Origin of the sequence: Erwinia persicina NBRC 102418 (assembly GCF_001571305.1) — a bacterium.
Taxonomy (GTDB): domain Bacteria; phylum Pseudomonadota; class Gammaproteobacteria; order Enterobacterales; family Enterobacteriaceae; genus Erwinia; species Erwinia persicina.
Window position 1 is genome coordinate 143487 of record NZ_BCTN01000003.1, and the last position, 19807, is coordinate 163293.

Here is a 19807-nt window from a genome sequence, read left to right on the forward strand (position 1 = left end):
TTGTAAAAAAGAGGCTTGAAACGCTATTCCAGCCCGAGGCTGTCGCGTAAAATTTGCAGACGTTCGCCATCACCATCACGGGCGGCCTGCTGAAGAGATTTGGTTGGGGCGTGGATCAGACGGTTAGTCAGTTTGTGGGCCAGGTCACGCAGCACGTCTTCGGCATTGCCGCCCTGCTGGAGGGCAGCAATGGCCCGCGCTTCCAGTTCAGCCCGAACCTGCTCCGCCTGTGAGCGGTAATCGCGGATGGTTTCAACGGCGCTCTGCGCCCGCAGCCAGGACATAAATTCGCTGCTTTCCTGCACCACGATGGTTTCAGCCTGCACCGCGGCAGCCTGACGCTGCGCCATGTTGCTTTCAATAATCGCCTGCAGGTCATCCACGCTGTAAAGGTAGGCGTTGGGCAGTTTGCCCACTTCCGGCTCTACATCTCGCGGGACGGCAATATCGACCAGCAGCATGGGCTGGTTACGGCGCTGTTTTAGCGCCCGCTCGACCATTCCTTTACCAATAATCGGCAGCGGACTGGCGGTAGAACTGATAATAATGTCGGCTTCAGCCAGGCGGGAGTCAATGTCCGGCAGGCTGATCACCTCTGCGCCCACTTCATCGGCCAGCACCTGTGCGCGTTCGCGAGTTCGGTTGGCAATCATCAGCTTCTTCACTTTATGCTGATGAAGATGTCGGGCGGCCAGTTCGATCGTTTCACCGGCCCCTACCAGCAGTACGCTCACGGTCGAGAGAGATTCAAAAATCTGCCGCGCCAGCGTACAGGCGGCAAACGCCACCGACACGGCGCTGGCACCGATTTCAGTTTCGGTACGCACGCGTTTAGCAACGGAGAAGGATTTCTGGAACATCCGCTCCAGCTCACTGGACAGCGAGTGGCCGCGCTGGGAATCAGCAAAGGCTTTTTTCACCTGACCGAGAATTTGTGGTTCACCCAGTACCAGCGAGTCCAGCCCGCTGGCGACACGCATCAGATGGCTGACCGCATCGTTATCATGGTGCCAGTAAAGGCTTTTACGCACTTCATCAACACTCAACTTATGGTAATCACACAGCCAGGTGACCAGTTGCTCTTGCAGGTTTTCCTGCTGCTCGACGCTCAGATACAGCTCGGTTCGGTTACAGGTAGACAGCACAACGCCGCCCTGTACCAGCGGCTGCGCCAGCAGGCTGTTCAGCGCCTGTTCCAGCGTGTCCGGCGAGAACGTTACACGTTCACGCAGCGCCACAGGTGCCGTTTTATGATTGATGCCGAGAGCCAGTAACGTCATGGTACCAGGTTGGGGTTATCCCACAGTTGATAGGGTTTTGTGAGGCGCATTCTACAAGATGCGCGGGATCAATAAAAGCCATGGTTGGCCTATCCCTGTAACAAGATATACCTCTTGTCGATCAAATGAGACAATTTGCACATTGACGCCGCCGTTTTAGCTGGTTAGCGTGGTCGGTTGATGACGGCATCTATGCCGAACCGAGTCTGAGGAGCTGACCCTGATGTTGTTAATGCCGAATCGCCGCTTGCTGCGGCTTCTTCCCCTGGCTGCCGTGGTGCTGGCCGGCTGTGTTACACCGGATTCCGCACAGAAACCCGGGCAGAGCCCTGCGTCACCCCAGTGGCGTGAACATCAGCGGGCCGTGGAAAAAATCACCCAGTATCAGACGCGCGGGGCCTTTGCCTACCTCTCTGACCGGCAGAAAGTTTACGCCCGCTTTAACTGGCAGCAGACCGCCCCCGATCGTTACCGCCTGCTGCTGACCAATCCGCTGGGCAGTACCGAACTGCAGCTGGATCAGCAGGGCCAGGTGGCACAGATTGTCGACAACAAAGGCAAACGCTACGTCAGCAATGATGCTGCGAAGATGATCTCTCAGCTCACCGGCATGAGCATTCCGCTGGATAACCTGCGTCAGTGGATCCTCGGCCTGCCTGGCGATGCGAAGGATTTCACCCTCGACGACCAGTATCGTCTGCGTGAAGTGAACTACAGCCAGGACGGGAAACAGTGGAAAGTCACCTATCAGGGCTATGACCGTCAGCAAACCCCGCCGCTGCCGTCAAATCTTGAACTGCGTGAAGGCGATCAGCGTATCAAACTGAAGATGGACAGCTGGACCGTAAAATGATCACAACCTGGCCTGCCCCGGCAAAGCTGAATCTTTTTCTCTATATCACCGGCCGTCGTCCCGACGGCTATCATGACCTTCAGACCCTGTTTCAGTTTCTCGACTACGGCGATACGCTGACGATTGAAGCCAACAATAGTGGCGAACTGCAACTGCTGACCCCGGTTAACGGCGTGCCCGATGCACAGAACCTGATTGTCCGGGCGGCAGAGCTGCTGCGCGATCAGGCCAGGGCACAGGGTGTGCTTCCGGCAACAGCAGGGGCCACGCTGGGGGTGGAGAAACGTTTACCCATGGGCGGTGGTCTGGGGGGCGGTTCCTCCAATGCAGCGACGGTACTGGTGGCGCTCAACCATGTCTGGAACACCGGCTTCAGTTTTCAACAGCTGGCGGAATGGGGACTGCAGTTGGGCGCAGACGTCCCGGTTTTTGTGCGGGGGTTCTCGGCTTTTGCGGAAGGCGTTGGCGAACAGCTCACACCCGTTTCCCCGGCGGAAAAGTGGTATCTGGTGATGCACCCCGGGGTCAGCGTGGCAACCCCGCTGGTGTTTAACGATCCTGACCTGACCAGAAATACGCCGAAACGCGAAATCAGCGCGTTATTAACCACCAATTTCCGCAATGATTGTGAAGCAGTAGTAAGAAATCGTTTTCGCGAGGTTGAACAGCTTGTTTCCTGGCTGCTAGAATACGCGCCGTCGCGCCTGACTGGAACGGGTGCTTGCGTGTTTGCTGAATTCGACACCGAGTATGCCGCACGCCAGGTGCTTGAGCTGGCCCCGAAAAATCTGCAGGGGTTTGTTGCGCGAGGTGTTAATATCTCGCCGCTGCACCGCAGACTTACAGGGCAATTGAGCTGATGTGACAGCGTCACTCCTGTTCCGGACGCTGCACAGCTGCTCTATATGACACACACCCGTATGAAACCGTAAGCGGTATTCCGCCCAGTGCCGCTAACGATATTTCATTCTCTGGACGCAAAGCCTGAGGTTCCTCTCGTGCCTGATATGAAGCTTTTTGCTGGTAACGCCACCCCCGAACTAGCACAACGTATTGCCAACCGCCTTTACACCAGCCTGGGCGACGCCGCCGTCGGTCGTTTCAGCGATGGTGAAGTGAGCGTACAAATTAACGAAAATGTACGCGGTGGTGATATTTTCATCATCCAGTCCACCTGTGCCCCCACCAATGACAACCTGATGGAACTGGTTGTGATGGTTGACGCCCTGCGCCGTGCCTCTGCGGGTCGTATTACTGCCGTTATCCCTTACTTTGGCTATGCACGTCAGGACCGCCGCGTGCGCTCTGCGCGTGTCCCCATTACGGCTAAGGTCGTTGCTGACTTCCTTTCCAGCGTGGGTGTTGACCGTGTTCTGACTGTGGATCTTCACGCGGAACAGATTCAGGGCTTCTTTGACGTCCCGGTTGATAACGTATTTGGTAGCCCGATCCTGCTCGAAGATATGCTGCAGATTGGCCTGGTGAACCCGATCGTGGTTTCCCCGGACATCGGCGGCGTGGTACGTGCACGTGCTATCGCTAAACTACTGAACGACACCGATATGGCGATTATCGATAAGCGCCGTCCGCGTGCCAACGTATCTCAGGTGATGCATATCATCGGTGATGTTGCTGGCCGTGACTGTGTGCTGGTAGACGATATGATTGATACCGGTGGTACCCTGTGCAAAGCAGCGGAAGCGCTGAAAGAGCGCGGTGCGAAACGCGTATTTGCCTATGCGACTCACCCTATCTTCTCGGGCAACGCGGTTGAAAACCTGCGCAACTCGGTGATTGATGAAGTCGTGGTCTGCGATACCATCCCGCTGCCGGAAGAGATTAAAGCCCTGCCAAACGTGCGTACCCTGACCCTGTCAGGCATGCTGGCTGAAGCGATCCGTCGTATCAGCAACGAAGAATCGATTTCTGCGATGTTTGAGCACTAATCCCGGCCTGACCTGGCGGGTTGACCTTTAGTTTCGGTCGGCACGTAAGGTCAACCCGCCTAAAAAGGGACAGGTCACACCTGTCCCCTTTTTTTATTTGCTTAAAGCGATATGCTCTGCCAGGTAATCAATCAGTACCCGCAGCTTAGGTAACAGGTGCCGGTTTCCTGGCCACAGCAGCGAAAACTGCCCGCCCGCACCAATGTGATCCTCCAGCACGCTGCACAATTCACCGCATCGCAGCGCGTCCGCCACGGCAAAGTCCGGCACATAAATCAGCCCCAGACCGCGACGGGCAGCAGAAATTTGCGCTTCCAGGTTATTGAAAACCAGCGGTCCGACGGGCGTTTGCACATGCCCTTCCCCCCCGTCAAACTGCCACGGCTGGATCTGACCATTGCCGGCAAAACGATAAAGCAGACAGGTGTGTTGTGCGAGGTCGGCGGGAACACGCGGGATGCCATAATCACGGAAATAGCGGTCAGACCCGACGACACGAAAACGAAAGCCGCCCATCCTGCGTGCCTTTAGCCGGGAATCAGCAAAGTCCCCGCTGCGCAGCACCGCGTCGTAGCCCTCTCCGATCACATCGACCAGACGGTCGTTAAAATCGAGATCCAGTACAATTTCGGGATACTGCCGGGTAAAACCGGGCAAAAGAGGCAGCAACAGGTGATAACCAATCGCCGGGAAACTCAGACGCAGGCGGCCACGGGGTACGGCCATCAACGTCGACAGCTCCTGTTCCGCTTCCTCCAGTTCCGCGACGATGCGCTGGCTGCGCTCATAGAACATCTGCCCTTCCTCGGTCAGGCTCAGACTGCGCGTGCTGCGATTAAACAGGCTGACGCCGAGACTGCCCTCCAGTCGGGCGATACTCTTACCAATTGCCGACGCCGACACGCCGAGCCGTTCAGCAGCCGCCACAAAACTGCCCAGCTGCGCGGCTTTCACAAACGCATTAAGACCGCTCAGACTCTCCACGCTACTCATTCGATACTTTTTGTCCTTTATCTGTGGCCATCTGGCCTGTTTATCGACGGATAACGCCAATCTATCCTGCTTCTCTGTCTGAATAAAGCGGAGTATGACCGATGAGTATCCTGACACTGTCGTCACCACGTGGCCGCCTGAGTCTGCTGGCCGTATGCAGCGCCGCGATGATGCTGCCCCTGAGCTTTTCCGCCGGCGTCATTGCCACGCCGGCCATCGCCCTGCAGCCGGGGGCATCGCCTCTGGTTCTCAGTTGGATCACCAATGCCTTTCTGCTCAGTTTCGGCAGCCTGCTGATGGCGGCAGGAACCCTGGCCGATCGCTACGGCCGTAAGCGCCTGTTTATCAGCGGAGTCAGCTTATTTACGCTGCTGTCGCTAATCACAGGCTGGGTGCCCTCCGTTGTCTGGCTGGATGGGGTGAGAGCGCTGCAGGGGGCCGCCGCCGCCGCGGCACTGGCCGGGGGTGGCGCGGCGCTGGCCAGTGCGTTTGACGGGAGTGAAAGGGCGCGGGCCTTCAGCCTGCTGGGCACCAGCTTCGGCATCGGTCTGGCGGCCGGGCCGGTGATTGCCGGTGGGCTGATGGCACTGGCAGGCTGGCGCAGCGTCTTTCTCTGCTGCGCGCTGTTTGGCGTGCTGGCCCTTGTCACTGGCATACGTGCCCTGCCTGAGTCACGGAATCCTCATGCGCACGCGCTTGACTGGCCCGGTATCGTCACCTTCAGCGCCATGCTGACGCTGTTCACGTGGGGAATGCTTCAGCTGGCTGATGGCAGTAGCGATTATCTGGCACCCGGTTTATTGCTCGCTTCCCTGGCGGCAGGCCTGCTGTTTATTCATTTTGAACGGCGCAGCGCCAGGCCGATGCTCGACCTCACGCTGTTTCGCTACGGACGCTTTGTCGGGGTTCAGCTGCTGCCGGTAGCCACCTGCTACTGTTTTGTTGTCCTGCTGGTGCTGCTGCCGCTGCGCTTTATGGGATATTACGGATTTGACGCCCTGACAACAGGCCTGCTGATGCTGCCTCTCTCCCTGCCGATGCTGGTCATGCCGTCCCTTGCCGTCACGCTGTCCCGGCGGGTTTCGCCCCGTACTCTCTGCTGTGCGGGGCTGGTACTGGCCGCTGCGGGCATTGGCCTGCTTTCTCTGGTCACCCCGCAAAGTTCGTTGCTGCTGACGCTACTGGCCATGCTGATGACCGGCATCGGCAGCGGTTTGCCCTGGGGACTTATGGATAACCTTTCGGTCAGCGTGGTCCCGCCAGAGCGCGCCGGGATGGCAACCGGCATTTTCAGTACGGTACGCGTGGCAGGTGAAGGGGTGGCGCTGGCCAGCGTCAGTATGCTCTTCAGTCAGTTGCTCCTGCATCAGTTGGCTGCCAGCGGCGGATCGCCGGACAATGTTCGCCTGCTGGCCAGTTACCATCTTACCAGCGCGCCCCTGCTGCCGCTGGCCGAGCAGGCTTTTCAGCAGTTGCTGTGGATGCTGATGGCCCTCACCCTGATATGCACTGTCGCTATCTGGCGCTGCCTGTTACCTGCCCGCCAGGCATTTTCCGGAAATGATTGATTTTTTACTGGAACGCTTCAGCCCCCCCTGTTGGTGAGTATTTATTAGTGATATTTTGCTGTCATTGCTCACCCAGGAATAATCCTAAAATGCGTCTTGATGTTTATACGCTGTTTATTTGCGAACTCTATGTACTGGCTTTCCTCAGTATTATCATGGTGTTTGCCTGGCGTGGCGCACAGTACAACCGGGTTCTGGGGTTTAATTGTTTCTCACTGCTGTTGAGTATTGTGGCGGTCGCTCTGAGCAGCCTGCGCAGCTCCGGCATGATGTTTCTCCCCATTGTGGTGGGAAATCTGCTGATCCTTTGCGCGTATGGACTCCAGCTGAATGCATTCCGGGCGCTGCGGGGAGCCCGCTTCAGCTGGTTGTGGATCCTGAGCCTGGCGACATGGGCCGGGCTGTGCCTGCTGCCCGGCTTCTATTATTCCCTGTCGTCACGCATTCTGCTGAGCTCCCTGCTGTGCATACTATTCACCTCTGCGATGATTTATGAGCTGCAGCGTGCGCGCCTGCTGCTGCCGGTAACCTGGTGGCCCGCACAACTGCTGCTGGCTATCCACCTGAGCTTTAACGTGACGCGGGGGCTGCTCGACGGCGGCATCCCCAATCCACTGCACGGCGCGATTGGGGGCTCAACCTTTTCGGTTTATGTGATTCTGGAGTCCATCCTGGTGGTCATTGGACTGAGCTTTACGATGATGGCGATGGTCAATGAGCGCACGCAGATTATCTATCGCCAGGCCTCACTGCTTGATCCGCTGACCGGGGTATGGAACCGGCGGGCCCTGTTCGAAAAAACCAGTCAACTGGCTGGCAGCTGGCACTGCAGCCAGCAGCTGTTGTCGGTGATGCTGTTTGACCTTGACCATTTTAAAACCATCAATGACCGGTTCGGCCATTCACAGGGCGATCGGGTACTGAAGGACTTCTGCCGTCAGGTGGCCGGACAGCTGCCGCCGGGCAGTTATTTTGCCCGCCTTGGCGGTGAAGAGTTTGCCGCCGTCGTGATGTGTTCTGAGGAAGAGAGCCTGCAGGTGGCGGAGCGTATCCGACAGGGGGTCGAGCATTCCTGCCCGGAGAACGTCAGTTACAGCGTCAGCATTGGGATCGCGGGCTGTGAACCCGGGTGTGACGATATTGAGCATCTGATGGCCGCAGCCGATGAAGCGTTGTATCAGGCGAAGGCGGCAGGAAGAAATCAGGTTAAGATCTTTGACAACGCATTTTCCGGGCTGGAAAAGCGGGCACGGGTGGGACAGGAAGGCAGGCCTGACCCCGGTTTGCCGGCGTCAGGCACAGGAAATATCAGCGATGAGGCTGATGACCGGAACCCTGACGACAACGCTTGTCTCCGCAGTGACGCACCCAGTAATAACGATCGGCAATTTTTTCCCGGCCGCTGATTCTGGCCCCGACCAGCCACAGCAGCGCGCCAATAAAGATGCTAAAGATGGCACCATGGACCATAAACTGCGGCAAGTTGAGCTGTGGCATCTGATTCAGTACCGAGTAGCCTACTCCACCTATCATCACCACCAGACCTAATACCATCAGGGCATTACCCATCATGTGTGAATGTTTACGTTTCATTGCGCACCTCCAGTCAGTATTGAAAGGCAACTCCGTTGCCAGATGCAGATAGTCTAGGCAATCTTCAGTATCTCTGATGAGTGGATGATCACATTTATAGCTAAAACTTTGACAAAACTTTACGTCTAACCGGCTGTTTTTATATACAAAACGTATTATCACGTGGCTGTATTATTGTGATTTTCATCACAACGGTGGCAGATCTTTGAGTTATCGCTGCCGCTTCAGTAAACTAGCCGTTTTCACCCCGCACGCTTCAGGAAACCCACTCGTGAGCAGCATCAAACTGATCGTTGGCCTTGCCAACCCCGGCGCTGAATACGCCGCTACACGCCATAACGCCGGTGCCTGGTATGTTGACCTGCTGGCTGAACGTCATCATCAGTCATTAAAAGAAGAGAGCAAATTTTACGGCTATACCGCACGCTTAAACATTGGCGGTGAGGATGTGCGCCTTCTGGTACCGACCACCTTTATGAACCTGAGCGGTAAAGCCGTGGCGGCGATGGCGACCTTTTATCGCATTGCGCCCGAGGAGATCCTCGTGGCTCATGACGAACTGGACCTTAACCCTGGCGTGGCAAAATTCAAGCAGGGCGGCGGGCATGGCGGCCATAACGGGCTAAAAGATATTATCAGTAAGCTGGGTAACAGCCTGGATTTCCATCGCCTGCGCATTGGCATTGGCCATCCTGGCGACCGAAATAAAGTGGTGGGTTTTGTGCTGGGGAAACCCCAGGCAGCAGAACAGACGCTGATTGATAACGCGATTGACGAAGCGGCACGCTGTACCGAAGTGTGGCTGAAAGAAGATCGCCTGAAGGCGATGAACCGCCTGCACAGTTTTAAAGCGGTCTGACGGTATCCGGCCAGGCCTGTTGTCGCTGCGGGCTCTGCCCGCGGTTAGCGGTTTTCACAGCGGCGGTGGTCCTGGTGTTCCAGACCCGCCAGCGTCAGTGAGGGGCTGAAATAGCCCTCAACTCCCCAGACTTTGCTTTTACGCAGCAACGCCAGCTGACTGTCCCCCGCAACGCCACCGACAATGACCCGGTTAGTGTATTCCCGGATATGATTGATCAGCACGGTGAAGAACGGCTTATTGACGTTTTCCAGATAGAACTGGCGATCGAGCTTCACGGCTTCGAACATATTGGACTGCAGCGCGTTCAGATTCGCATCCCCCGCCCCCAGATCGTCCAGCCACAAAATATTTAACTGTTCAATCAGGGTACGCAGCAAAGGATTATTCATTCCATCGTGCAGATTAGGAAAGTCTTCCGACAACTTCAGCCGCACAAAAGGAAGCTGGCTGAGGATCTGCTGAATAAACGATGACTCTGATACCGCGCGCGCCAGCTGAAAATCAATGGCGACACTGCACATCAGACCCTGCTGGCGAAAATAATCACCCTGCTCTTCGACGATCAGCAGCTGATTCAGCAGCCGATCCTGGGGAGTCAGTGACGTTACCGGTGGCCCGCTATGGGCACCCGGCTGGGGCCGATAGCTAAGGTCAATGGCGATTAGCTCGCCACTGAGCGTATGGACTGGAATACAAAGGAAATCGTTTTTCATGCTGCCGGGCCAGTTAACGGGCATCCTGCCAGTGAATAAAATCGCCGTACAGATAAACTATAGAAGTTAACTCTGCCTTCGCCGTCGTAAAACGACGATTTTTATGTTATCGGCAGGCCCGGCCGTTGCTTTATGGTTCAGGCATCGTTGCTGGCAACTTTATAATCAGGGTCGTCAAGTTCGTGGCTGCAGAACGGTCCGGCCTGCTGTAACAGGCTGATACAATCTTCACTCAGGTGGCGCAGACGCAGGGTTTTACCCGCTTCGAGATAGCGCAACGTCAGCTTATCGATGGCTTCGACGCCGCTGGAATCCATCACCCGGGTGCGGGCAAAATCAATCACCACGCTATCCGGGTCCAGCTCCGGGTGGAACAGTTCCTGGAAACTGGCGGTGGAACCAAAGAACAGCGGCCCTTCCAGCTGATAAGTCTTCTGCCCTTCCTGCTCTGACTGCGCCAGAATGGTAATGCGGGCATGTTGCCATGCGAACACCAGCGCCGAGATAATCACCCCGCAGATCACCGCCATCGCCAGATCGGTAAAGATGGTCACCAGCGTCACCGCCACCATGATCACCGCATCGGCTTTTGGCATACGCTTCAGGCGGCGCAGGGAGCTCCACTCAAAGGTATTAATGCACACCACAAACATGATCCCGGCCAGCGCAGCCACCGGCAGCAGTGCGATGTAGTCCGACAGGCTGATCACAAACAGGATCAGCAGCAGCGCGCCGACCAGATTAGAGATACGCCCGCGTCCTCCCGAGGTGAAATTGATAATGGACTGACCGATCATCGCACACCCTGCAAAGCTGCCGAAGAATCCGCAAATCGTGTTGCCGATACCCTGCGCCACACACTCCTGGTTTCCTGAGCCTTTTTTACTGCCCATTTCATCGAGTACCGCGAGGGTCAGCAGCGATTCAATCAGCCCCACCAGCGCGATCACCACCGCGTAAGGCAGCACAATCTTCAGGGTTTCCCACGTCAGGGGGGCCGTGGGCAGGTGGAACTGCGGCAGCGTCCCGGCGATATCGGCCAGGTCACCCACGCGCTTGGTGTCCAGCCCCAGGCCAATTGCCAGCGCACTGACGGCAATTAACGCGGCCAGCGACCCCGGAATGGCTTTTGTCAGCTTAGGGAACCACCAGACTATCAGCATCGCCAGAGCCACCAGCGCATACATTACCGGCCCCTGCCCCTTAATCATCGGGAACTGCGCCAGCATGATGACTATCGCCAGGCCGTTAACAAAACCGTAGATCGCCGGTTGTGGCACCAGACGGATAAACTTACCGAGGCGCAGTACGCCGATGGACAGCTGGATCAGTCCGGCAAGAATGGTCGCCAGCAGCACGTACTCATAGCCATGCTGGGTTATCAGACTGATCAGCACCACGATGATCGACCCGGCCGCCCCGGAAATCATGCCGGGTTTACCGCCGAAGAAGGCCGTCACCAGCCCGAGGATAAAGGCGGTATGTAAACCGATGGTCGGCGACAGCCCGGCCAGCAGAGAGAAGGCGGTCGCTTCCGGGATCAGCGCGACAGACACCACGGCACCGGCCAGCACGTCATTTTTAACGTGACTCGCCCTGAAGTTGCTCAGGTTAAACATGGTCATTCCATAATTTTTTCATGTGATCGACTTTCTGCGCCACAGAGTACGGGCACAGCTGGCTCGTCAGAGTGACGAGTGGCGGCAACAGGCGTTGCGCTGGAGGGAAGGACTTAAGGTGGCGTAAGCAGGAAGCGATGCATCTGCAGGGTTCTCCGGTTTCTGTAAAGACACGTCAGTATGGGAAAATGTGAGCACGATCTCAAGGAATAACTTCACCCCCCTTCCGGAAATCAACCGCCGCCAGGCTAAAATTACGTGTATAATGCGCGGAAACTTTTTAGACAACCGTCTGTGACACTATCAGGGCACGTAATAGTGCGTTGATTATCAAGAAATTAAGGTGATTCAAACATGGGATTCAAATGCGGTATTGTGGGCCTGCCAAACGTCGGGAAATCCACCCTGTTCAATGCGTTAACCAAAGCGGGCATCGAAGCAGCTAACTTCCCGTTCTGTACCATTGAGCCAAATACTGGCGTGGTGCCCATGCCTGACTCCCGTCTCGATCAGCTGGCGGAGATTGTCAAACCGCAGCGCATTCTGCCCACCACCATGGAATTCGTCGATATCGCCGGCCTGGTGAAAGGCGCGTCTAAAGGCGAAGGCCTGGGTAACCAGTTCCTGACCAACATCCGTGAAACCGAAGCCATTGGCCACGTGGTGCGCTGCTTCGAGAACGATAATATTATCCATGTGAATAATAAAGTCGACCCGGCTGATGATATTGACACCATCAATACCGAACTGGCGCTGTCTGACCTGGACACCTGTGAACGTGCCCTGCAGCGCGTGCAGAAGAAAGCCAAAGGCGGCGACAAAGATGCGAAAGCGGAACAGGTTGCCCTGGAGAAGTGTCTGCCGCACCTGGAAAAAGCCGGGATGCTGCGTGCGCTGGATCTGAGCGATGATGATAAAGCCGCCATCCGCTACCTGAGCTTCCTGACCCTGAAACCTACCATGTATATCGCTAACGTGAACGAGGACGGTTTTGAAAATAACCCGTACCTGGACATCGTGCGTGCGATTGCCGAGAAAGAGGGCTCAGTGGTGGTGCCGGTCTGCGCAGCGGTGGAGTCTGATATTGCCGAGCTGGAAGATGGCGACCGCGAAGAGTTTATGGCGGAACTGGGCATTGAAGAGCCGGGTCTGAACCGCGTGATCCGCGCCGGTTACGCCCTGCTGAACCTGCAGACTTACTTCACCGCAGGCGTGAAAGAAGTCCGTGCATGGACGATCCCGGTCGGCGCTACCGCCCCGCAGGCCGCCGGTAAAATCCACACCGACTTCGAAAAAGGCTTTATCCGTGCTCAGACCATCGCCTTTGATGACTTCATCACCTACAAGGGTGAACAGGGTGCGAAAGAGGCCGGTAAAATGCGTTCAGAAGGGAAAGACTACGTGGTCAAAGATGGCGACGTGATGAACTTCCTGTTTAACGTCTGACCCGTTCTTCTGACTGATGGGGCGAGAAAACCCCCTCTTCAAGGCAGACTGCGACAATCAAACCCACGCCACGGCGTGGGTTTTTCATTTTATGTCGCACAGCCGCAGCGAATGACGGGTTATGGCCCCGGCGACTCCTCTCTCCCCTTGCCAGTGTCAGACGCGGATCCTTATTCCTTTTCCGACCAGACAATGCGGTACCCCTCACCCGCCTGACGCACCCGGGCAAATCCCGAACGACCTAAGTGCATTCCTGCGATGAGGAGATTTTCTCTTACCGCTTGTGCCAGGATTTTTTCCCGCGTTTCTCTGGCCTGAACGGGGTCACAGTCAAAGACAATTGAAACCTCAGGACGGGCTGTCTGAATATGGGGATAATGGACAATATCACCCCAGATCAACAGGCATTTACCCTTTGAATCGATGCGAAATCCCGTATGCCCGGGCGTATGACCCGGCAACCATACCGGGAGAATGCCCTCAGTCACCTCGCCTTTGCCAGTCAGTTGCAGCTTACGGGCATACGCGTCTACTGTCCGGCGGACGAGAGTAAAATTGCGCTGTCCGCGCTCATTCGCCCTTTTTCGTTGTTCATCATCCTGCCAGTATGCCGCCTCAAGAGGATGAAGATAAAGGTCTGCCTGCTGAAATACCGGCTGACCTTCAGCATCCAACAGGCCACCAATATGGTCAGGATGAGCATGCGTCAGTAATACGGTATCCACATCATCCGGGCTGATGGCCGCAGCAGCCAGACTCTCTCTAAGCTGCCCGCCGATGTTATTGAGGCCTCCTGCACCCGCATCGACCAGAATGGTGCGCCCCCTGCCCTGAATAAGATACCCGTTGATATGGATATTGCCGGGTTCAGCGATCTGCGCATTGTCCTGAATCGCCGCCGCTTCTGCTGTCTCAATGCCTGACAGTAAGTCCAGGCTGGCTGACATGGTGCCATCGCTCAGGGCTGACACCAAAAAATCCCCAATCTGGCGGGTGGGTAAACACGGAATGCTCATAGTGACCTCGGGATAATGATGCTTAGTGACTTTTACTCACCCTACAGACGCTGCTTACGGTGATAAATCGATATTATTTCAATAAATAGTGACATTATGTCACTGACGGCTCGTCACGCCGATTAACAGGGCATTTATCTATGCGCAGTAAAATCCCCAGCACAGCGTCACTGAAAGCCTTTGAGGCCGCAGCCAGGCACGGTCATTTTGCCCGCGCCGCAGAAGAGTTATCCCTGACGGAAGGTGCCATCAGCCGACAGATTGCCCGCCTGGAGTCTCTGCTCGGTTGCAGGCTGTTTGACCGGACGGGCGCCCGGGTAAAGCTGAATCCCGTGGGGGCTCGCTATGCCCATCACGTGCGGCAGATCCTTGAACGACTCGAACGGGATACCCAGTACGTAATGGGAATGCCCGAAGGCAGCAGAATGCTGGAAATTGCCGTTCTGCCGACGTTTTGCAGCCGCTGGCTTATCCCCCGCCTCACTGGCTTTCACGCGTTATACCCGGACATCATGCTGAATATCGCGGCAAGAACCGATCCCTTCATTCTCACCGGGAGTGGCTTTGACGCAGCGATACATTTTGAGCATCCCGCCTGGGCAGGCATGCGCATGCACGTTCTGTTTGAAGAAAAACTGGTGCCGGTGTGCCGCCCCGAGCTGTTAACAGACAGCAATATTTTCAGTCAGTTAAATGCACTGCCCCGCATTCACCGGCGGCAGAATCCGGAAGCGTGGCCCCGTTATGCCGGGCAAAGCGGCATTGCTATTGATAATCCGGCGCAGGGTGTCCGGTATGATCTGCATGACATGGCTATCGCTGCCGCCTTAGCGGGACAGGGGGTGGCGATGGTTCCTCGCATATACGTTGAACAGGAGCTGAAGCGCGGGACCCTCGTTGCGCCCTGGCCGCCATCAGAACATCTGAGCAAGCGATTTTGTCTGGTAAAGACGGTTGAAACGGGGATCAATGAATCGGCCCTGCATGATTTTGAACGCTGGTTGCAGGCAGAATCATTACTTATGAGATGACCGGGTGGATAGCGTTGTAAGAGGGACAGCAGTCAGTATCATCCCGCGTCGGATATCATCACGACGCCTTCAGGTCAGGGGCCAGAAGTTTGAATAAGGCATGCATATCGTTAACTCAGAGGTCGGAAAGCGTCTTTTGAAAAACCGGCCTTTATCGACCCACCCGCACAAGGCCAGGTCGCCCTCACTTTCGAGCACAACCATGGTTTTTCTTCTTTTTCGCCGCCGGACAATTGTGCCCACTTCAATCATGTTGATGCCTTAATCGAAAGATCCGTGTCATTAACAGAGGCGTTCGAAAGCACTGATCTGACAATAAACTCGTTACACCTTCTGAGGTCGTTAATATCAGGCTGAATTTTTCCGTATACACGCATCCCTTCCAGCATCATAAAAATGCTCATTGCCATGACTCTGGCATTTTCGTCCTGACGAAAGATTTTCTGTGTCTGACCTTTGCTGAGTATTTTTTCTAACTGATTAATTATGCTGTTAAATTTACAGGAAACCTTGTATCTGATCTCTTCATCACCCGGTAAAAGTTCACTGGCTGCGGCGATGGTAAAACAGCCCTTCTCTCCATCCGGAGCAGAAGATAACAGAGCCACAAACCCAAGCATTTCACGCAGTGCAGCCTCGGGTGATAAATGAGCATCACGCGTCACGCCTCTGGAGGCACCCTCATCCATATAGTGCTGCAATGCGGCAAGATAGATAGCGCGTTTATCCGGATAGAGTTTATAAATGCTGGCACTGGCCAGGCCCGATGCGTTCATAAGATCGGACATTGACGTCCCCCGATATCCTTTCAGCCAGAAGCATTCCAGCGCAGTATTGAGAAAGTCTTCAGGATCAAATTCCCTGGGTCTGCCAACCGGTGTTTTCATCAGATTCTCCTGTGGTGAAAATCAATTGTAGATCGAACAATCTACAATTAACAACACCAGCACTGAATCTGCTTTAATATCCAGCCTGACTGCGCTGCATTGTTGTCAACACTACACAGGCAGCTCAGTTTTTCGCTCATGCTGTCACTGCCCGCTTCAGGCTGCGAAGGATCATGAGCGGCCCCTGCAGATGTCGCGGTGCCTTAAACTTTGAAAAGCGGAGCGGGCGAGAAATCATCGCATGATGCACCATGAGATGAAGTAAGATTAACGGTTTCAGGGAGGGGATTATGGATGCAGAGCACGCGGTTGACGTAGTCTGTGCACGGCTGCCTGGAGAAAACACCATCCCGCTAAAAATTCGCAGCAGAAAAGGCGTGTCCGCGGCGGAAGTCAGCGAGCTGTTTTTGGCTATCGATGTGCTGACTGGTCATTACCGAGGACAGGATACGATCCCGAAAAAGCTGGCACTGGCCTTTGTCGATGTCTATGTGGGATTCAGTGTTGCCGATACCTTTTATGATCAGGATGAGCTTGAGCGATATGAGGCTATCGGCATTGCGCTTCAGGATAAAGCCTGCGCGTTATTCGACGGGGCCTGAGACGGGCCGGCGGGCCTCTCTTCAGCCTGGCAACCTGCCGGACCGGGGTCGGTTTCACCGCAGGTGATCCCCCTGTCTGAGCAACCGTTGACCTTTAACGGCGCCGGGGATGGCACCCATACAGGTTCCGGTAAGGCTTATTGAAATCGGCCAGGTTGTCATGCACGATTCGGTTGCAGCAGCGCTGGGTTAAACGGTGCAGGTACAGGTTTGATACAAGGGTAAGCCATGAGAAGGGAACATCGGATTTATTTTGAAGAGGAGCTGCAAAACGAGCTCAAACATATCGGGCGTCACGCACTGGCCGTCACCGCCGTTAAGCGGGGCCTGAAATTTCGCTATGAAAAAAAGCTGGTGGCGGAGCTGTCTTTGCAGTATCTGGTCAAGGCGCACGCCTTTGTCCTGCTCGGGCATGTCTTTGGTGGCCCGCTGTTTGACAGCCTGTCCAAAATAGAAATGCCTTATAAAAGTAACCTGGGCAGTGATGCCTGCTTTTCTTTTACCACTTCAGGACGGCAGGATAAAAAGTTCAGTCCCGATATTTACGGGGCGATCGCGGTGCCCCGCCCTGAGCAAGCCAGTGAGGTGTCTGAGCACATCCGGCGCGTCCTTGAGGAGTACTATATCCCTGTCGTTGTCGGCTGCATCATGCCTTCAGAACGAACGATTGAGGACGTGCTGTATTCCCCGAGAGACTACTCCTATCCGGCTGCATTTATTCACTGTGCTCTCACCAGCAACCCGTGCTTATATCATGATGGTATAAAAGAGAAGTTGAGAACCAATAAGAAAATCATTAAAAACAAAGCTTTTGATTTTGCGCTTTTAGGTATTGAACCCCCGCAGAAGCGTTAATGCCGCTTACGCGGCATGAAGAGGCCCCCTGCCCGCGTCAGGATCGGTTCAGGCAGACGCGGGAGGCAATGGGGTGGCGATTTCTCGTGACCGCAGCGTGATGCGTACCGGAGCCGATTTATAAGACGGCGTACCGCTTTCCCTGTCGATGTAATCAAGAGGGATTAGCACGTTCGCTTCAGGATAGTAGGCCCCGATCGATCCTCTGGCGATGGCATAGCGGATCACCGTCATGCCTTCCAGACGCATACTGTAGCCCTTCACTGCTGACGCCAGGTCCACCACATCGCCGTGTTCAAGCCCCAGGCGGTCAAGATCATCGTCGCACATAAACAGCACATCACGACGGCCAAACACCCCGCGATAGCGATCGTCAAGGGCATAGATGGTCGTATTGTACTGGTCGTGGCTGCGCAGCGTGATGAGACGCAGCACGTTGTCACCCGGCACAGACAGGTCTTCATGCGTCCCCTGATAAACCGAAAATATCGCTTTACCGCTCGGGGTCGGCCAGATGCGATCCCGGGGCGGCAGCGGCATCTGGAAGCCGCCGGGTTCCCGTATACGCGCGTTGTAATCCTCAAAGCCGGGAATGGTTTTTTCAATCAGATCGCGGATAAGACTGTAATCGGCAATCAGCGCATCCCATGCCACTTTCGTGCCCGGCAGCGCCGCTTTGGCCATTCCGGCGACAATGGCCGGTTCCGATCGCAGCAGCGGCGACGCTGGCTTCAGCTTGCCAGAAGACGCATGCACCATAGACATGGAGTCTTCCACGGTGACGGACTGGCGGGTGCCGTCCTGCTCATCAAGTTCGGTGCGCCCGAGGCAAGGCAGCAGCAACGTTTCTTTCCCGGTCAGAAGGTGCGTGCGGTTCAGCTTGGTGCCGATGTGCACGCTGAGTTCAAGCTCCCGCATCGCCGGGAAGCTCACCCCGGAATCGGGCAGCGCCACGGCAAAATTGCCGCCGAGGCAAATCAGCGCTTTAGACCGCCGATCCACGATGGCCTTCATTGCCTGCACCGCATCGTGACCGTGGTGCGACGGGGGAGTAAATCCGAACACCTTCTCAAGCTTACTGAGAAAATCAGCAGAGGGCTTCTCCGTGATCCCCACCGTGCGGTTACCCTGCACGTTGGAGTGACCGCGCAGCGGACAGACCCCGGCGCCGGGCTTGCCCATGTTGCCGCGTAACAGCAGCAGATTAACCAGCAGACGCACGTTGTCGGTGCCACGGTTATGCTGAGTGATGCCCATTCCGTAGGTCAGGATGGTGGCATTCGACTTCACGTAAGCCTGGGCCACCTGACTGAGTTCCGCCTGCGTCAGGCCCGACTCAAGCTCCACCGAAGCCCAGGACGTGGCCTCGATGTCAGCCGCAAACTGCGCAAAACCGTCGGTATGCTCGCGGATAAAGGCGTGATCCAGCGCCGCGCCGGTCGCGTCCTCAATCGCCAGCACGGCTTTGGCGATGCCCTTCAGCGCGGCCGAGTCACCACCGGCGCGAACCAGATAGTACGTGGAGGCAATATCGGTTGAGCTGTTGGTAGCCATCTCCATGACATTTTGCGGATCGGCAAAGCGCTCCAGTGCGCGTTCACGCATCGGGTTGAAGACGATGATGGGGACGCCACGGCGCGCCAGCTCGTGCAGCGTCCCCATCATGCGTGGATGATTGGTCCCCGGATTGTGTCCAAAGGAGAGGATCAGCTCTGCGCTGTCGAAGTCATCCAGGGAAACCGTGCCCTTGCCGATACCAATCGACTGAGGCAGGCCGACGCTGGTGGCTTCATGGCACATGTTTGAGCAATCCGGGAAATTGTTGGTGCCGTACTCGCGGGCAAACAGCTGAAACAGATAAGCCGCCTCGTTTGACGCCCGTCCGGAGGTGTAAAACTCCACCTCGTCCGGCTGCAGCGCCGCCAGTTTTTCAGCAATAATCGTGAAGGCGTCATCCCAGCTGAGCGCGTTAAAGGTATCGGCGTCGCGGTTATAGCGCATCGGCGTGGTCAATCTGCCGTACCCTTCCAGCTCAAAGTCTGTTCGTGCCAGCAGCGATGTCACGGTATTTTCAGCAAAAAACGCCGGCGTAACGCGTTTAGTCGTGGCTTCCCACGTCACAGCTTTAGCGCCATTTTCACAGAACTGGAAGGTGGATTGATGATCCTTATCTGGCCAGGCGCAGCCGGGGCAGTCAAAACCATCAGGCTGATTGGTGCGCATCAGCGTGGGCGGCGCTTTCAGGGTATCCATCTGATTTTTTACGGCAATGGCCGTCGCTTTCAGGGCGCCCCAGCCGCCTGCGGGGCCATCATAGGGATGGACGCCTGGCACGGTACGGTGTGTTTTTTTGCTCATGACGACTCCGGGCTCACATAAAGGAAATCAACGGCGCTACCGCGCCTGCGGGTGTGGTGACCTGAGAAAAACAATGTCAAAAGTGAAGCCTGGGCCTGAATACGCCTTCTTCTGATGTTGAATTTGTAAATTAAAAGTAGCAAAAAAAAACCGATGGCCGGCTCTGGTTAGCAACTGGTTACGTT

At 55.8% G+C, this 19807-nt stretch carries 18 protein-coding genes; 10 read left to right on the forward strand and 8 right to left on the reverse strand.

Annotated elements, in window-relative coordinates:
- Positions 1–23: 23 nt before the first annotated feature.
- Positions 24–1280 carry a glutamyl-tRNA reductase gene (gene hemA / locus EPE01S_RS05300; protein WP_062743557.1) on the reverse strand — a complete coding sequence of 419 codons (1257 nt, stop codon included), beginning with the start codon at positions 1278–1280 and terminating at the stop codon, positions 24–26.
- Positions 1281–1506: 226 nt separating this feature from the next.
- Between hemA and lolB the strand changes: the two genes are divergently transcribed.
- The 3 genes from lolB (at position 1507) to prs (ending at position 4079) form a co-directional block, all read left to right on the forward strand.
- A complete protein-coding gene (lolB, locus tag EPE01S_RS05305; protein WP_062743655.1) occupies positions 1507–2133 on the forward strand; it encodes a lipoprotein insertase outer membrane protein LolB in 627 nt (208 codons plus the stop codon).
- Positions 2130–2993 carry a 4-(cytidine 5'-diphospho)-2-C-methyl-D-erythritol kinase gene (gene ispE, locus EPE01S_RS05310; RefSeq protein WP_062743558.1) on the forward strand — a complete coding sequence of 288 codons (864 nt, stop codon included), beginning with the start codon at positions 2130–2132 and terminating at the stop codon, positions 2991–2993. Before lolB ends, ispE begins: the two co-directional genes overlap by 4 nt.
- A 138-nt stretch (positions 2994–3131) precedes the next feature.
- Positions 3132–4079 (forward strand): ribose-phosphate diphosphokinase, encoded by a 948-nt coding sequence (prs, locus tag EPE01S_RS05315; RefSeq protein ID WP_085939527.1) that lies wholly within the window; start codon positions 3132–3134, stop codon positions 4077–4079.
- A 93-nt stretch (positions 4080–4172) separates the two neighbouring features.
- Here prs and EPE01S_RS05320 read toward each other — a convergent pair whose 3' ends face one another.
- Positions 4173–5063, reverse strand: a complete 891-nt coding sequence (locus tag EPE01S_RS05320) for a LysR family transcriptional regulator (RefSeq protein ID WP_062743656.1) — start codon at positions 5061–5063, stop codon at positions 4173–4175.
- A gap of 110 nt (positions 5064–5173) precedes the next feature.
- On the opposite strand from EPE01S_RS05320, the gene EPE01S_RS05325 reads away from it, so the two are divergent.
- A complete protein-coding gene (locus EPE01S_RS05325; RefSeq protein WP_062743559.1) occupies positions 5174–6640 on the forward strand; it encodes an MFS transporter in 1467 nt (488 codons plus the stop codon).
- Between the two features lie 89 nt (positions 6641–6729).
- Complete coding sequence (locus EPE01S_RS05330) at positions 6730–8046, forward strand: GGDEF domain-containing protein (RefSeq protein ID WP_072277409.1); 1317 nt, start codon at positions 6730–6732, stop codon at positions 8044–8046.
- Here EPE01S_RS05330 and ychH read toward each other — a convergent pair.
- Positions 7949–8233 (reverse strand): stress-induced protein YchH, encoded by a 285-nt coding sequence (ychH, locus tag EPE01S_RS22760; RefSeq protein WP_072277410.1) that lies wholly within the window; start codon positions 8231–8233, stop codon positions 7949–7951. The genes EPE01S_RS05330 and ychH overlap by 98 nt on opposite strands.
- Positions 8234–8504: 271 nt before the next feature.
- Here ychH and pth point away from each other — a divergent pair, with 271 nt between their 5' ends.
- Positions 8505–9092, forward strand: coding sequence for an aminoacyl-tRNA hydrolase (pth, locus tag EPE01S_RS05335; RefSeq protein ID WP_062743560.1), 588 nt, complete (start codon positions 8505–8507; stop codon positions 9090–9092).
- A 44-nt stretch (positions 9093–9136) separates the two neighbouring features.
- On the opposite strand, the gene EPE01S_RS05340 is transcribed toward pth, so the two are convergent.
- The gene (locus EPE01S_RS05340) at positions 9137–9808 is read right to left on the reverse strand and encodes an EAL domain-containing protein (protein WP_062743561.1); all 672 of its coding nucleotides are present in this window, start codon (positions 9806–9808) and stop codon (positions 9137–9139) included.
- A 137-nt stretch (positions 9809–9945) separates the two neighbouring features.
- The gene (locus tag EPE01S_RS05345; RefSeq protein WP_062743562.1) at positions 9946–11427 is read right to left on the reverse strand and encodes a SulP family inorganic anion transporter; all 1482 of its coding nucleotides are present in this window, start codon (positions 11425–11427) and stop codon (positions 9946–9948) included.
- A 354-nt stretch (positions 11428–11781) separates the two neighbouring features.
- On the opposite strand from EPE01S_RS05345, the gene ychF reads away from it, so the two are divergent.
- On the forward strand, positions 11782–12873 hold the full coding sequence (ychF, locus tag EPE01S_RS05350; protein ID WP_062743563.1) for a redox-regulated ATPase YchF: 1092 nt from the start codon (positions 11782–11784) through the stop codon (positions 12871–12873).
- Between the two features lie 170 nt (positions 12874–13043).
- Here the strand turns inward: ychF and EPE01S_RS05355 are convergent, their stop codons facing one another.
- Complete coding sequence (locus tag EPE01S_RS05355) at positions 13044–13889, reverse strand: MBL fold metallo-hydrolase (protein WP_062743564.1); 846 nt, start codon at positions 13887–13889, stop codon at positions 13044–13046.
- Positions 13890–14029: 140 nt separating this feature from the next.
- Between EPE01S_RS05355 and EPE01S_RS05360 the strand changes: the two genes are divergently transcribed.
- Complete coding sequence (locus tag EPE01S_RS05360; protein ID WP_062743565.1) at positions 14030–14920, forward strand: LysR substrate-binding domain-containing protein; 891 nt, start codon at positions 14030–14032, stop codon at positions 14918–14920.
- A 248-nt stretch (positions 14921–15168) separates the two neighbouring features.
- On the opposite strand, the gene EPE01S_RS05370 is transcribed toward EPE01S_RS05360, so the two are convergent.
- Entirely contained in the window at positions 15169–15807 is a 639-nt protein-coding gene (locus EPE01S_RS05370) for a TetR/AcrR family transcriptional regulator (RefSeq protein WP_062743567.1), read from the reverse strand.
- 290 nt (positions 15808–16097) lie between these two features.
- On the opposite strand from EPE01S_RS05370, the gene EPE01S_RS05375 reads away from it, so the two are divergent.
- Both EPE01S_RS05375 and EPE01S_RS05380 read left to right on the forward strand, forming a co-directional pair.
- Complete coding sequence (locus tag EPE01S_RS05375; RefSeq protein WP_062743568.1) at positions 16098–16409, forward strand: hypothetical protein; 312 nt, start codon at positions 16098–16100, stop codon at positions 16407–16409.
- A 228-nt stretch (positions 16410–16637) separates the two neighbouring features.
- Positions 16638–17264 carry a hypothetical protein gene (locus EPE01S_RS05380; RefSeq protein WP_062743569.1) on the forward strand — a complete coding sequence of 209 codons (627 nt, stop codon included), beginning with the start codon at positions 16638–16640 and terminating at the stop codon, positions 17262–17264.
- Between the two features lie 48 nt (positions 17265–17312).
- Here the strand turns inward: EPE01S_RS05380 and EPE01S_RS05385 are convergent, their stop codons facing one another.
- Positions 17313–19622 (reverse strand): FdhF/YdeP family oxidoreductase, encoded by a 2310-nt coding sequence (locus tag EPE01S_RS05385; RefSeq protein WP_062743570.1) that lies wholly within the window; start codon positions 19620–19622, stop codon positions 17313–17315.
- Between the last annotated feature and the right edge of the window lie 185 nt (positions 19623–19807).

Excerpts from the sequence above, each read along its gene's own strand:
- hemA (WP_062743557.1), bottom strand. The coding sequence starts at position 1,280 with ATGACGTTACTGGCTCTCGGCATCAATCATAAAACGGCACCTGTGGCG.
- ispE (WP_062743558.1), top strand. The coding sequence starts at position 2,130 with ATGATCACAACCTGGCCTGCCCCGGCAAAGCTGAATCTTTTTCTCTAT.
- EPE01S_RS05325 (WP_062743559.1), top strand. The coding sequence starts at position 5,174 with ATGAGTATCCTGACACTGTCGTCACCACGTGGCCGCCTGAGTCTGCTG.
- EPE01S_RS05330 (WP_072277409.1), top strand. The coding sequence starts at position 6,730 with ATGCGTCTTGATGTTTATACGCTGTTTATTTGCGAACTCTATGTACTG.
- ychH (WP_072277410.1), bottom strand. The coding sequence starts at position 8,233 with ATGAAACGTAAACATTCACACATGATGGGTAATGCCCTGATGGTATTA.
- EPE01S_RS05340 (WP_062743561.1), bottom strand. The coding sequence starts at position 9,808 with ATGAAAAACGATTTCCTTTGTATTCCAGTCCATACGCTCAGTGGCGAG.
- EPE01S_RS05345 (WP_062743562.1), bottom strand. The coding sequence starts at position 11,427 with ATGTTTAACCTGAGCAACTTCAGGGCGAGTCACGTTAAAAATGACGTG.
- ychF (WP_062743563.1), top strand. The coding sequence starts at position 11,782 with ATGGGATTCAAATGCGGTATTGTGGGCCTGCCAAACGTCGGGAAATCC.
- EPE01S_RS05355 (WP_062743564.1), bottom strand. The coding sequence starts at position 13,889 with ATGAGCATTCCGTGTTTACCCACCCGCCAGATTGGGGATTTTTTGGTG.
- EPE01S_RS05360 (WP_062743565.1), top strand. The coding sequence starts at position 14,030 with ATGCGCAGTAAAATCCCCAGCACAGCGTCACTGAAAGCCTTTGAGGCC.
- EPE01S_RS05370 (WP_062743567.1), bottom strand. The coding sequence starts at position 15,807 with ATGAAAACACCGGTTGGCAGACCCAGGGAATTTGATCCTGAAGACTTT.
- EPE01S_RS05375 (WP_062743568.1), top strand. The coding sequence starts at position 16,098 with ATGGATGCAGAGCACGCGGTTGACGTAGTCTGTGCACGGCTGCCTGGA.
- EPE01S_RS05380 (WP_062743569.1), top strand. The coding sequence starts at position 16,638 with ATGAGAAGGGAACATCGGATTTATTTTGAAGAGGAGCTGCAAAACGAG.
- EPE01S_RS05385 (WP_062743570.1), bottom strand. The coding sequence starts at position 19,622 with ATGAGCAAAAAAACACACCGTACCGTGCCAGGCGTCCATCCCTATGAT.